At 69.4% G+C, this 13186-nt stretch carries 10 protein-coding genes; 8 read left to right on the plus strand and 2 right to left on the minus strand.

Annotation, left to right across the window (positions count from 1 at the left end; translation table 11 throughout):
• The first annotated feature begins 345 nt into the window (after positions 1-345).
• Positions 346-1158: a hypothetical protein gene (locus KDK95_RS31365; protein ID WP_212521966.1), complete on the plus strand. Its 813-nt coding sequence runs from the start codon at positions 346-348 to the stop codon at positions 1156-1158.
• Between the two features lie 26 nt (positions 1159-1184).
• Here the strand turns inward: KDK95_RS31365 and KDK95_RS31370 are convergent, their stop codons facing one another.
• Positions 1185-3068, minus strand: coding sequence for a glycoside hydrolase family 76 protein (locus KDK95_RS31370; RefSeq protein WP_249162182.1), 1884 nt, complete (start codon positions 3066-3068; stop codon positions 1185-1187).
• Positions 3069-3366: 298 nt separating this feature from the next.
• Between KDK95_RS31370 and KDK95_RS31375 the strand changes: the two genes are divergently transcribed.
• Positions 3367-5184: an arabinofuranosidase catalytic domain-containing protein gene (locus KDK95_RS31375; RefSeq protein ID WP_307844819.1), complete on the plus strand. Its 1818-nt coding sequence runs from the start codon at positions 3367-3369 to the stop codon at positions 5182-5184.
• A 76-nt stretch (positions 5185-5260) separates the two neighbouring features.
• Here KDK95_RS31375 and KDK95_RS31380 read toward each other — a convergent pair whose 3' ends face one another.
• Positions 5261-6787, minus strand: a complete 1527-nt coding sequence (locus KDK95_RS31380) for an ATP-dependent DNA ligase (protein ID WP_212521968.1) — start codon at positions 6785-6787, stop codon at positions 5261-5263.
• Positions 6788-7349: 562 nt separating this feature from the next.
• On the opposite strand from KDK95_RS31380, the gene KDK95_RS31385 reads away from it, so the two are divergent.
• From KDK95_RS31385 to pyrH, 6 genes are all read left to right on the plus strand, one after another.
• Positions 7350-8516, plus strand: a complete 1167-nt coding sequence (locus KDK95_RS31385; RefSeq protein WP_212521969.1) for a sugar ABC transporter substrate-binding protein — start codon at positions 7350-7352, stop codon at positions 8514-8516.
• Positions 8513-9049 carry an ATP-binding cassette domain-containing protein gene (locus KDK95_RS31390; protein ID WP_212521970.1) on the plus strand — a complete coding sequence of 179 codons (537 nt, stop codon included), beginning with the start codon at positions 8513-8515 and terminating at the stop codon, positions 9047-9049. The genes KDK95_RS31385 and KDK95_RS31390 overlap by 4 nt, the downstream gene beginning before the upstream one ends.
• The gene (locus KDK95_RS31395; protein WP_212521971.1) at positions 8971-10200 is read left to right on the plus strand and encodes an ATP-binding cassette domain-containing protein; all 1230 of its coding nucleotides are present in this window, start codon (positions 8971-8973) and stop codon (positions 10198-10200) included. Before KDK95_RS31390 ends, KDK95_RS31395 begins: the two co-directional genes overlap by 79 nt.
• Positions 10197-11225, plus strand: a complete 1029-nt coding sequence (locus tag KDK95_RS31400; RefSeq protein WP_212521972.1) for an ABC transporter permease — start codon at positions 10197-10199, stop codon at positions 11223-11225. The genes KDK95_RS31395 and KDK95_RS31400 overlap by 4 nt, the downstream gene beginning before the upstream one ends.
• A gap of 95 nt (positions 11226-11320) precedes the next feature.
• Positions 11321-11938: a DinB family protein gene (locus KDK95_RS31405; RefSeq protein WP_372463417.1), complete on the plus strand. Its 618-nt coding sequence runs from the start codon at positions 11321-11323 to the stop codon at positions 11936-11938.
• A 316-nt stretch (positions 11939-12254) separates the two neighbouring features.
• The gene (gene pyrH, locus KDK95_RS31410; RefSeq protein WP_212521974.1) at positions 12255-12974 is read left to right on the plus strand and encodes a UMP kinase; all 720 of its coding nucleotides are present in this window, start codon (positions 12255-12257) and stop codon (positions 12972-12974) included.
• The last annotated feature ends 212 nt before the right edge of the window (positions 12975-13186 follow it).

Raw genomic sequence — 13186 nt, forward strand, 5'->3', positions numbered from 1 at the left:
GCTGGGGCCGGGTGGCTGGTGTGGAAGTTTGCCGTCGCTGGCGTCGGTGTCGTCGTCGCATTCTGCTCGCCTGGTAGGTGAAGCCCTGCTCGGTGGCGGACGTTGAGATGCGCATCTTCCCTTGGCGAACCTCGGACGGATACTATGCGGCGTCTGATCGGGCGATTTTGAACAGCGGGGCGGGGGAGCGGCATGCGTAGGCGGGCTGCACTGTTGATTGCGTTGTGGCTCGGCGCCATCTGGATGTCGGGGGCGGTGGCCTCTGCGGCGACCGGGATCGTCGCTGGGGCCAGCCCGGCGAGCTCGATCCGGGCGGTGGCTAGCTGCGGCACGGGTGATCTGGCGATGTCGGGCGCGTCTTCCGGCGAGGACACGACGGTCTATTCGACGGGTACGCGCGCTGTCGATCCGGTCGTCCTGCGCAACACCGGTTCGGCCGACTGCCCGGACAGCGGGTTCATCGTGCTGCTGCTGCCTAGCCCCGTCAGCGAGCCGGAGCCTACGCTTGAGTGGCGCGTCGACGGCGGGTCGTGGCACGGCGCCTATCTCTCGTGGGACAACGGCGTCGTCAACGGCAACGCCTCGTGCGCCAGCCCGTGCTGGAAGGCCGGCATAGTCACGCTCGACGTGCCGGCTCACACGACGTACACGATCGATCTCGCCGTCATTTTCCACTCCGGCCTCAGCCACGGCTTCTTCTCGGGTGCCGTTTACTACACCAGCCAGGCGTCGCTCGACGACGGTGCGTACGGAGCCATGGTGGCATGGGCGTACCAGGCTGGGAGTTCTACCGGAGGCGGTGTGAGTGGCACGCCCAGCCACAGCGCGTCTACGGCATCCGGCTCGCGGACCACTGCTTCGGCGCACGCCAGCGCGACGGGCTCGACGGCGAGCGCGAGCGCGAGCACCAGCGCGAGTCCGAGCCCGCGGCTGAAGGCTTCGGCGGCGGCCACGACACCTACGCCGGCGAGTCCTTCGGCGAGCGCCACGCCTGTCGCGACGCCGAGCCTCGTTCCGGCTGCCGATATTCACTCGGGCGGCGCTGGACCCGCAACCTTCGTCGCGGCGATCGTCGGCGTGCTCCTGGCCCTGGCGGTCGGCGCCGGGTTCGTTCTGACCAGGCGCCGACGCGGAAATCCGCCGGAATCAGGCATTTGATGGGCGTCCGACCCGTGGACAGGTTGCTATTCGGCCGCTAGTAGGGCCTCGAGCGCGGCTGACTGGGTGCGCCAGTCGAAGACGTTGGGATTCGAGGTGGAGGTTCCGCCGGACCAGCGTTCGCCGATCTGGTTGAGGGTGGTGCGGTCGTCGGCCCAGAGCGCATTGATCTGGGTGTTGATGAACGAGCTGTAGGTGCCGCCGACGACGGAGTTGAGGTCGCCTAGGTAGTCCATGAAGATGCCCTTGAACTCCTTCTGGTCATCGTCGCAGGTCGCGGTCAGGGTGTCGCAGGACTCGGTGAGTATGCCGTTGGTGACCAGGGAGGTGGAGTTGATCGCGGAGTCGGCCAGGTACTTGGCCTCGGTGAGGTCGGCGGGGGAGCCGGTGGCGCGGTACATCTCCACGGCGGCGCCGATGGTCATGCCCTGGTTGTAGGTCCAGACGGTGCCGCCGTTGTTGCCGCAGGTGGAGGAGCTGAGGCCGTCGTTGACGAGGCCGGAGGAGTTGATCATGCCGCTGTTGAGGAACCAGCTCCACTCCTTGTCGGCCTGCGTCAGCCAGCCCGCGTCGCTGGAGATGCGGTCGTGCAGCTCGGCGGTGAGGCGGACGTAGAGCGCGTTTGTGATCGCGTTCTTGTACGACTTCGAGGTGTCCGACCACAGGCCGCCGCTGCAGGTGCCGTCCCACATGGTTTCGACGTAGTCGGCGATGGTGACGGCCATGTTCAGGTACGACTGGTCGCCGGTCAGGTCGTAGGCGTCGATCCAGGCCAGCGCCCACCACTCGTCGTCGTCGGTGGAGTCGCTGATGAAGTCGCCGTAGATCTGGTTGGTGGCCCGGACACCGGCCGCGAACGCCGCCTGGTCGACCTGGAAGGTGCGGTCGATTATCCACTTGTAGGCCGTGTCGCCGGTCTTCTTCGTGTAGTCGATGATCGAGGTCAGGGCGACGGCGGAGTTCCACCAGCTGGACGGCCACCAGGCGGTGTACGGGTCGTAGTCGTACATCAGCGCGTCCGCTGCGGCTGCCGCGGGTTTGTCGTCCTCGCGGGTCCACGCGGTGCAGCTGCCGTTCTCGCCGGTGACGGCCCGGCCGCATGCGCGCACGGCGCCGCCGTACAGCCTGCCCAAGGTGTCGTCGATGTTGATCTCGGCCGTGCTGGTCCCGGTCGCGCCGGACGGTACGCTGACCCGTTCCTCGGATGAGCCGTCGGGCCAGCTCGATCCCTCGTTCCAGGAACGGTCCATCCACACCTCGTCGCCGGCCGCGCCGTTCGAGATGGTGGCCCACGCCATGCCGGTCGACGTGACGTGCAGCGAGATGTCGCGGCCGTCGAGCGTCGTGCCGGGGACCGGCTCGGTTCCGGTCGCGCCGGTGGAGCTCGCTCCGTCGCACTGCGCGGAGGCGGTGCAGACTTGCAGGTGGACCCAGCTGGTGCACACGACGCCGCCGGCGTCGCCGCACGCGCGCACGACGGCTCGGGCGTGGTCCGCGGGGTCGTACATGTTGTACATCAGGGTTCGAGTTCCGGTCCAGCCGCTGGGGATCGCGGCCTTGCCGAGCAGGCCGTCCCAGGTGCTGCCGCCGTCCCAGGACCGGTCGATCCAGATCGAGTCGTTCAGCCGGCCGTCGTCGATGCTGGCCCACGCCATCCCGAGCACGTCGTCGACGTGCAGTTCGATCACGTCTCCGTTCTCGTGCACGTTGGCGGTCGGGAAGGTCTCGGACTGCGCCTGCGAGGGGTCGAGCGTGTCGCAGTCGAGCGCGCACACCGTGGTGGCGGCGGACGCGCGCTGCGGCGCCGTGCCGAGGACCGGCACCAGCGCGAGGGCGACGGCGGTCAGCAGAATAAGGACTTTGCGATGTGCTGAGCCCGCTTTGACAACGTTGTCGGACATCCTGGCCATGGCGTGGGCATTCCTTCCGTACGGGGGCCGGAAGCGTTTACGGAACCCAATCGAGTCAGAGTATGAAAAGGCTCGGGCCCCGCGTCAACCGTTTCGGCGAAAGACGCGAACGGAAAACGGAAACGACCGGTGCCCGCAGCGCAACGGGCGGATCGGTTCTTGACGGACCCCGACGGCCGCCGTAACTTCCAACCGCAGACGCCGTCACCCACCACCTTCGCCGGCGGCGCAATCACCACGCATTAGCGTGTTTTTATACCCACTCGCAGAAAGCATTGCCATGCGCTCATGTCGTCATGTGCGCGCACTCACGGTCAGCGCCATTCTGGCGTTGTTGATCAGTGTGCTCACTGCCCTGCCCGGAACCGCCACGGCCGCGACGAGTTCGCTGCCCTGCGACATCTACGCCGCCGCCGGCACGCCGTGCGTCGCCGCGCACAGCACCGTCCGCGCGCTCTTCGCGGCCTACGACGGCTCGCTCTACGAGGTCAAGCGCGCCTCCGACGGCTCGACGCTGAACATCGGCGTTACTTCCACCGGGGGATATGCTGATACTGATTCACAGGACGCCTTCTGCGCGTCGACGGCCTGTTCGATCATCAAGGTCTACGACCAGTCATCGAAGCACAACGACCTGACCGTCGAGGGCGGGGGCGGGGCGAACCCGAACGCCGACGTCGCAGCGAACCCCAACGCCGTGCACGTCACGATCAACGGGCAGAAGGCCTACGGCCTTTACGTCGGGCCCGGCGTCGGCTACCGCGATGACAGCACGAGCGGGATCCCGACCGGCGGCGCGGCACAGGGCGCTTACATGGTCGCGTCCGGCACGCACGTGAACTCGGCCTGCTGCTTCGACTACGGCAACGCCGAGACCAACAACGACGACAACGGCAACGGGCACATGGAGTCGGTCAACCTCGGAACGAGCTGCTGGGCGTCGCCGTGCTCCGGCTCCGGGCCGTGGGTCGCCGCGGACCTGGAGAACGGCCTCTACCAGGGCTCCGGCTCGAACACCGCGAACACCGGCAACAACAGCCAGTTCGTCACCGCGATGGTGAAGAGCAACGACCAGACCACCTTCGAGATCGAGGGCGGCAACTCGCAGTTCGGCTCGCTCTCCACCTGGTACAACGGCGCGCTCCCGTCCGGCGGGTACACGCCGATGTCGCTGGAGGGCGCGCTCGTCCTCGGCACCGGCGGCGACAACAGCAACGGCTCGATCGGCACGTTCTTCGAGGGCGTGGTCACGTCCGGCGAGCCCACCGACGCCGCGGACGCCGCGGTCCAGGCGAACATCGTCGCGGCCGGCTACTCCGGCAACAGCGGCGGCACCTCGCAGTCGTCCGGCGGCACGATCACGCTGCCCGGCGGCCAGTGCGTGGACGTCGCCGGCGACGATTCGGGCGGCGACCTCACGCATGTCCAGCTGTGGACCTGCCAGTCCTACGCGATCGACCAGCACTGGACCCACAACTCCGACGGCTCGCTCGAGACCCTGGGCCGCTGCCTGGACATCGACGGCGACGGCACGGCCGTCGGCACCAAGGTCGAGCTCTGGGACTGCAACGGCGTCGGCGGCCAGAAGTGGATCCAGCAGTCGAACGGCTCGCTGCTGAATCCGCAGTCGGGCCTCTGCCTCGACGACCCGAGCGCCAACACCGCCAACGGCACCCAGCTGCAGATCTACACCTGCAACGGCACCCCCGCGCAGGACTTCACGGTCAACGGCGGCGGCCCGATCGTCGGCAACGGCGGCAAGTGCGTGGACGTGGCCGGTGACGACATCGGCACCAATCTGACGATCGTCCAGCTCTGGACCTGCCAGCCTTACGCGGTCGACCAGCACTGGTTCCACAACTCCAACGGCTCGCTCGAGACGCTCGGAAAGTGCCTGGACATCGACGGCGACGGCACGGCCGTCGGCACCAAGGTCGAGCTCTACACCTGCAACGGCGTGGGCGGACAGGTCTGGCAGCAGCAGTCCAACGGTTCGCTGCTCAACCCGCAGTCAGGCCTCTGCCTCGACGACCCGAGCGCGAACACGGCGAACGGCACCCAGCTGCAGATCTACACCTGCAACGGCTCGGCCGCGCAGGTATTTCCCTTGATATAGACCGCTGATCGAGCGATGCGGTGGCGGCCGACTCGATCCGTTCGAGCCCGCCGCCACCGCCCTCACCGTTGTCACGTCACGTGATCGTGGCCTGGCCGGGCAGCATCTTGCGGACCGTCTCGATCGTGTCGGCATCGGCCGCGGTCTTGTCAGGGCGGTAGCGGACCACGCGGGCGAACCGCAGCGCGACGCCGCCGGGATAGCGCGGGCTGACCTGCACGCCGTCGAGCGCGATCTCGACGACCAGCTCGGGACGCAGGTAGACGGTCCAGTCCGTGCGGCGGCTCTCGTACTCCGGGAACGTCGAGGTCTGCCACGCCAGCAACTGGTCCGTCAGGCCCTTGAACGTCTTGCCGACCATCACTGGAGGACCGCCGTCGGGGTCGCGGGCGCCGAGGTGCAGGTTGCTGAGCAGGCCGGAGCGTCGGCCGTGGCCCCACTCGGCGGCCAGTACGACCAGGTCGAGCGTGTGCACCGGCTTGACCTTCTGCCACGAGCGCCCGCGCCGCCCGGCCGCGTACGGCGCGTCGAGCTTCTTCACCATCACGCCCTCGTGGCCGCTCGCGAGCGAAATCCTCAGGAACTCGGCGGCCTGCTCGCCGCTCGGAGCGACGATGCCCGGGATCACGTGCTCGCCGACGACGCGTCGCAGCGCTTCGGCGCGCTCGGACAGCGGCGCGTCGAGCAGGTCGACGCCGTCGAGGTGGAGGCAGTCGAAGAAGTACGGGTGCAGCAGCAGTTCTCGCTCGGTCGTGGCCCCGAAGCGGCTCATCGTCTCCTGGAACGGCCGCGGCCTGCCGCTGTCGTTGAGCGCCAGCGTTTCCCCGTCGAGGACCACGGACCGGCAGGGCAGGCCGTGCACGAGCGCGACGAGCTCCGGGACGCCGGTCGTGATCTCGCGCAGCGTACGGGTGTAAACGTGCACGTCGTCGCCGTTGCGGTGCACCTGGATCCGCGCGCCGTCGAGCTTGTACTCCAGGCGCAGCCCGGGTCCGAGCTCTTCGAGCGCGGCGTCCAGCGAGTCGGCGGGCGACGCGAGCATGGGCTGCAGCGGTCGGCCGAGCTCGAGCCCGAACTCACCGAGCGCCGACGGCCCGACGAGCAGCGCGGTCGCCGCGGTGTCCGGGAGCGATCCGGAGAGCATGAACGCGCGGCGCACCTGCTCGGCCCGGGCTCCGGAGGCCCGCGCGACCGCGTCGAGCATCACACCTTCCAGCGCGCCCTGTCGCAGCTCGCCGGTCAGCAGGCGCAGCAGAAAGTCCTGCTCGGCGGCCGTGGCGCGGATCATCAGCGCCGTCAGCAGCGCGGCCCGGCGAGCCTGCGAGCCCGCTCCGCTGGTCGCGGCCAACTCCGCCAGGCCGCTGTCGACGTCGGCGACGGTCAGGGTGGGCGACTCGGCCGGGTGCCGTTCCAGCTGGACGAGCGTGCGCCAGCCGGTGCCGATCCGGCCCTGGACGGGTGCTCCGGTCAGGTAGCCGGTGACCGGGCGGATCTCCGCCTCGCCTGCCGTGCGCAGGACGGCGGCGAGAGCGTCGACCTTCTCCAGGCGAGAGCGGGTGGCGGAGACGACGGCTGAGGCGTCGACGACGTCGGCGAAGAGCATCCTCTCATCCTGCCTCGGCCGCCGCGTTCGCGCTTCCCGAACCGGGCTCAGCCGACGGAGGCAGGCTCAGCTGGCGGAGGCGGGCGGCGGTGGACTCGCGGAAGGTGGGTGACGGCGTGATAATCACGCGGTGCGCGCGCCGGTCGGCGTCCGCGCGCGACGAGTGCGGTCGCGCCCTTCGAGGGCAGACGAGAGCGGTCGTGTCCTTCGCCGGGCAGCGGTCCAGGACCCGCGGTGGACGGGGTCCGGATATCGATGGTGTCCGGCGCCCACGCCGGACGGTAACGGTTCGACACGCGGCTCCTCGATCTTCGGACTCCGGCGCTGCCCGGCCCTGCTCCGGGCAGCGTATGCGGGGACCCTCAGAGTCCGGCAGACCGCCCCTGACCTGGCATTTCCCCGGTGCGGCCGAGCTGTGGCAGTGCCTTGCGTCAGCGTCGGGGCGCGGGCCGCGCGGCCGTTCCGTAGCTGCTCAACCTTAGTTGTACGTGAGGGCGCTACCCATCATCTACGTCTCTGTCCAGACTTTCGGCCAAGTGAACAGGCCATGGAGGTATGAGCAATGACGCTTATCAGGAAACGATGGCTCGCGTCCGCCGCGGTGGCGGTCCTGGCTTCGGCGACGTTGGCCGGTTGTGGATCCAGCGGCACCAGCGGGAGCGGCGGCTCCTCGTCGAGCAGCGGCGGATCCTCGGCCGATCTCGCCAAGGCTCAGCAGGAGGTGACCAGCCTCGAGGCCGTCACCACGAAGTACCCGGTGCCGACCGCGAAGGTGTCCGGGGTCTCCTCGTTCAAGGGCCGGAAGGTCTACTACATCCCGCTGGCCCAGGCGATCCCCGGCTTCGTCGACACCGCGAAGTCGATGAAGCAGGCGCTCGGCACGGCCGGGCTCAGCCAGCAGGTGTGCGACGGCCAGGGACAGCCGAGCGCGATCGCCTCGTGCGTGCAGCAGGCCGTGGCGGCGAACGCGGCGGGCATCGTGCTCGACGCGATCCCGTACGGCATGGCGCAGAACGCGCTCGACGCGGCGAAGGCCAAGGGCATCCCGATCATCATCGCGGACCAGTACGCGCCCACCACGAGCACGACGAACACCGACCAGGTCACCTACGTGCCCGGCGCGACCGACCAGCCGAGCGCGATCGCGTGGTGGATCATCAACGCGTCGAAGGGCAAGGCGAAGGCGATCATCGCCGAGGAGATCGACTCGCCCTCCTCCAAGCAGTACGTCACCAACTCGCTGTCGATCTACAAGCAGTACTGCCCCGGCTGCGACATCGAGGTCAAGGACATCACCGCGACGACCGACGCACTGCTGGCCAGCGACACCAGCTCCAACATCCTCAGGGACCCGGGCGTCGAGTACTACTACACCGAGTTCGAGGACAGCCTGCAGGACACGGTCCAGGGCATCCAGCAGTCCGGTCACGCCACCAGCGTCGCGCTCTCGGTCGCCGGCGGCTCGGTGAACGGCCTCGGCCTGCTCAAGAACGGCACCGTGAAGGCCGTCGTCGCCGTGGACGAGGCGTACGCGGGCTACGCGCTGACCGACGAGATCCTGCGCATGATGACGAAGTCCGCGCCGGTCGCCGAGCCGTACCCGGTCCGCCTGTTCACCGCGGACAACATCGGCAGCATCAGCGTGACCACCGCCGCCGAGTCCTCCGGCCTGTGGTTCGGCGACGCCTCGTTCGAGACGTCGTACTCGGCGCTCTGGGGCGTCGGGTGACCGGCCGCCTCGAGGTGGCCGGTCTGTCCAAGACCTTCGGCCCGACCCGCGCTCTGCGCGGGGTCGGGCTGACCCTCGCCCCCGGCGAGCTGCACGGCCTGGTCGGGCAGAACGGCTGCGGCAAGTCGACCCTCGTCAAGATCCTGACGGGGGTGTACACGCCCGACCCGGGCGGCTCGATCACCGTGGACGGCAAGCCTCTCGGCCTGCCGGTCCGCCCGGCCGCGCAGCGCGCGGCCGGGGTCTCGGTGGTGCACCAGAACCTCGGCCTGGTCGACGACCGGACCGTCTGGGAGAACGTGCGCCTCGGCCGGTATCAGGCCGCGCGCTTCACCCGGCGGATCAGCCGGAAGGCGGAGCGCGCCGAGTCCGCCCGGATCCTGGAGGGCCTCGGCTACCACCTCGACGTGGACGCGCCGGTCGGCCGGCTGTCCGCGCAGGACCGGGCGGCGGGGTGGTCATCTTCGACGAGTCCACCCGCGCGCTCGGCCGGGCGGCCCGCGGGCGCTTCTTCGAGCTGGTCAGGTCGCTGACCGAGGCGGGCACGTCGGTGCTGCTGATCTCGCATCAGCTCGACGAGGTCGTCGAGGCGACCGACCGGGTCACCGTGCTGCGCGACGGAGCGGTCGTCGAGTCGGCGGTCGAGACCAAGGACGTCGACGAGACGGCGCTCACGGCGATGATGCTGGGCCGGCACCTCGTCGCCCACGGCCGCGCCGTCAGCCACGCCAAGGACGAGTCGGTCGCCGCCGTGCGCGGCCTGTCCGCGGACCTCGTGTCAGGGTTCGACCTCGATGTGCGACGCGGCGAGATCGTCGGCCTGACCGGGCTCGTCGGATCGGGGTTCGTCGAGGCGGCCGAGGCGATGGCCGGAGCCCGCCGCGCGGACGCCGGAACGCTCACCGTCGACGGCCGGGAGATCCCGCTCACCCGCAGGAACGCCTCCACCGAGGAGTTCGTGCGCTCCGGCGTCGCCTTCGTCCCCGAGCGCCGTCTCGAGGAGGGGCTGGCCGGCGAGATGAGCGTCGCCGAGAACCTGACGCTGCCGCGCGTGCGCAGCCGCGGCGGGAGATTCCGCATCGGCGGGGACTGGCAGCAGGCCGAGACCGCCGCGATGATCGAGAAGCTCGACATCCGGCCGCCGAACCCGCACGCCCCCGTCGGCACGCTCAGCGGCGGAAACCAGCAGAAGGTGCTGCTCGGCAAGTGGCTGGCCGGCGAGCCGAAGCTGCTGGTCCTGCACGAGCCGACGCAGGCGGTCGACGTCGGCGCGCGGCACGACATCATCGACGCCGTACGCGAGGCCGCGCGCGGCGGATGCGGCGTCGTGCTCGCGTCGATCGACCCGGCGGACCTGGCGGTGCTCTGCGACCGCGTGATCGTGATCCGCGACGGCCTGGCCGCACGGGAGCTCGCCGGCGAACTCGAGCCCGACGTGATCGCGCACGCGATCTTCGGCGACGGCGACGGTGACCGTGATGGCGACGGTGACCGTGATGGCGACGGTGACGGGGCCGGCGAAGGCGACGGCGGCGAGATCGCATCCCGACCCGTGTCATCACCCGTACCTGCAGCTGTTCCTGTTCCCGTTCCTGTTTCTGCACCTGCGCCTGTACCAGAACCCGTACTTGCACCTGTACCTGTACCGACACCTCCGGAAGCGGAAAAGGCGGCCGACCAGTGAGCACCATCCCCGACCAAGAAATCGGCACAGCCCCGGCCGGGCCCGAGCCGCAGTTGCCCGCGCGCTCGAACCCGGTCGGGGCGATCGCCCGCACCCTCGTGTCGCGCTACGTCATCGTCGGCGTGTGGATCGCGCTGATCGTGGTCTACACGGCCGCCGAGCCAGGGGTCTTCTTCACCGGCTCGACGTTCCAGACGATCTTCGGCTCGCAGCAGGCGCTGGTCTTCCTGGCCATGGCCCTGCTCTGCACGATCTCGGTCGGCGAGTTCGTCGACCTGTCCGTGCCCTCGGTGTTCGGCTTCGCCGCCACGATCCTGCCGGTGCTCGTCGTGAACCACGGCTGGGGCGTGTGGCCGGCGGCGGCGGTCGCGGTGCTCGGCGCCGTCGCGGTGGGCGCGATCAACGGCTTCCTCGTGGTGAAGATGGGCGTGAACACGATCGTCGTCACGCTCGGTATGAGCACCCTGCTGACCGGCATCAGCCTGTGGATGTCCGACATGAACACGATCAGTGGCCTGCCGGCCGGCTTCGGCAAGATCGCCCTGACCGACGTCGGCGGACTGCCGATCTCGTTCTACTACGGCGTCGTGCTCGTCCTCGGATTCGCCTACGTGCTCGGCTTCACCCCGCTCGGCCGCCACATGCGCTTCGTCGGGGCGAACCGCGAGGTCAGCAGGCTCTCCGGCATCCGCGTCAACCGCATCCGCTTCGGCTCCTTCGTCGCCGCGGGCGCGCTCGCGGGCCTCGGCGCGGTCATCGACGTCGCCGCCCTCGGCGGCTTCAACGCCACGACCTCGTCGAGCCTGCTGCTGCCCGTCTTCGCCTCGGTCTTCCTGGGCACCGCCGTCGTCGACCCCGGCCGGTTCAACCCGGTCGGCACCTTCGTCGGCATCTACTTCCTCGCCACCGGCATCCTCGGCCTCCAGCTCCTCGGCCTGCAGGACTGGGTGTCGAGCGTCTTCTACGGCGGCGTCCTCGTCCTCGCCGTCACCGTGGCGACCGTCCTGCGCCGCCGCGTCTCCTGACCACACCTGAACAGCCCCTCGCGCGTGCGGGCGCGAGGGGCAGCTCTTCGCCGCCCCCGAAAATCGCTGTCAGCGGACGCGCGTCCGATGCGAGGATGTCGCGGGTGACGTCTACCGAGTCTGCCGACAGCTCCGAAGTCTCGACGCCGGACCGCTGGACCGCCTCCACGGTGTACGCGGACATGTGGGTGGATCCCGACGACGATCCGCGCGATTCGGGTGTCGAACTCCGGGACGAGCGCGCGACCCTGATCGAGTACTTGCGCGCCTACCGGCTGACGCTGGAGATGAAGTGCGCCGATCTCGATGCCGACCAGCTGGCCCGCCGCTCGGTCCCGCCGTCCACGATGTCACTGCTCGGCCTGCTGCGGCACATGGCCGCCGTGGAGCACAACTGGTTCCGCCGCGTGATGTCCGGCGAGAATTCTTCCCCGCGCCCGTACGCAGCCGACAACGACCGCGACGCCGACTGGAACGGCGCGATCGCCGACCCGGACGTGGTCGAAGACGCGTGGGCGACGTGGCGCAGAGAGGTCGCCTTCGCCGAGGATTTCGTCGCATCGACACCCGATCTCGGCACCCTCGGGCGGATCCCGAGCGGCACCAGCCTCCAGCTGCGCGAAGTCCTCGTCCACATGATCGAGGAGTACGCCCGCCACTGCGGACACGCGGACCTGCTCCGAGAGTGCATCGACGGCCGCGTCGGGCAGTAGGCACTTTTTGCGGACCTGCGAGATCTTGCACCGTGGATCACGAGCCGGTGTACGTGTTCGATGGGACCTCGGCACGGCTGATTGACGCAGCCGGGTCGCTGTCCCGACTCATTGGTTCTGACGTGGTGCCGGCGCTCCGGCCTGGGGTGCCATCCGCTTGGCTGAGCGTGTGGTGCGGCTGGCGGAGCGTTCGAACTGACGCGCGCAGAAGCTGATTCCCTGTGCCACGGCGGATCAGGTTCGCCCGGTAGGCTGTGTCGGGTCGCCGCCGGTGCGGCCTGGGAGGCAGGCAGCGGTGGCGCGGTATTCAAGGGTCGTGGTCAAGCTCAGCGGTGAGGCGCTTGCCGGGGCGGCGGGTACGGGGGTCGATCCCGGGAGCCTGGCTCGGATGGCCGAGGAACTGCTTGCGGTCCACCGACTCGGTGTCGAGTTGGGTGTAGTCGTCGGCGGCGGGAACTACTTCCGTGGGCGGATGGCCGATGGGTGGGGGATCGGGCGCGCGGAGGCGGACAACATCGGCATGCTCGGAACTGTGATGAACGCTCTGATGCTGCGGGGCGCGCTGACCGGCAAGGGCGCGGGCGATGTCCGAGTGATGACGGCTGTTCCCATGCAGAGCGTGGCCGAGCCCTTTATCCGGCTGCGTGCCGAGCGGCACCTGCGTCGCGGACTTATCGTCGTGTTGGCAGGCGGGATCGGCCAGCCGTACGTGACCACCGACTACCCCTCCGTCCAGCGCGCCCTCGAGCTTGAGGCCGACGCGCTACTGGTGGCCAAGCGCGGCGTCGACGGCGTCTACGAGCGCGACCCGAACCAGGATCCGACCGCGCAACGCTTCTCCGTACTGACCCACGAACAAGCCGTCGCCGCACGCGTGAAGGTCATGGACGAGAGCGCGTTCGTGCTGGCGAGCGAGCAGAGCCTGCCGATGCACATCTTCGACGTCTCGGCACCCGGCGCGATGCGCCGGATCTGCGAGGGCGAGGATATCGGCACCCTGATCGCCACTCCCACGCAACCGCCGGAGGGAAGCTGATCAATTGCCTCGCTCCCGGCTCGACAGCACCGATGCGACAGAGCGTGCGTCAGGGCTGAGTCCCGGCGAAAAAGTCAAAGCCGACGACCGACCGCAGGCCGCCGACGCATCATCAGACCCCTACGAAGCCGCGCGCAACGCCGCAGGCCCGCGGACGTAGCCGCCGAGGTACGAGGCGGCGGAGGTAGCGGGCCGAAGGCTCGGGGCGGGTG

The organism is Actinospica acidithermotolerans, from assembly GCF_018139625.1.
In the GTDB taxonomy this organism is placed as follows: domain Bacteria; phylum Actinomycetota; class Actinomycetes; order Streptomycetales; family Catenulisporaceae; genus Actinospica; species Actinospica acidithermotolerans.

Bases quoted from the DNA above. Each gene is read 5' to 3' on its own strand.
- KDK95_RS31380 (WP_212521968.1), bottom strand. From the start codon at position 6,787: ATGCTCTTCGCCGACGTCGTCGACGCCTCAGCCGTCGTCTCCGCCACC.
- KDK95_RS31370 (WP_249162182.1), bottom strand. From the start codon at position 3,068: ATGGCCAGGATGTCCGACAACGTTGTCAAAGCGGGCTCAGCACATCGC.
- KDK95_RS31385 (WP_212521969.1), top strand. From the start codon at position 7,350: ATGACGCTTATCAGGAAACGATGGCTCGCGTCCGCCGCGGTGGCGGTC.
- KDK95_RS31405 (WP_372463417.1), top strand. From the start codon at position 11,321: ATGTCGCGGGTGACGTCTACCGAGTCTGCCGACAGCTCCGAAGTCTCG.
- KDK95_RS31365 (WP_212521966.1), top strand. From the start codon at position 346: ATGTCGGGCGCGTCTTCCGGCGAGGACACGACGGTCTATTCGACGGGT.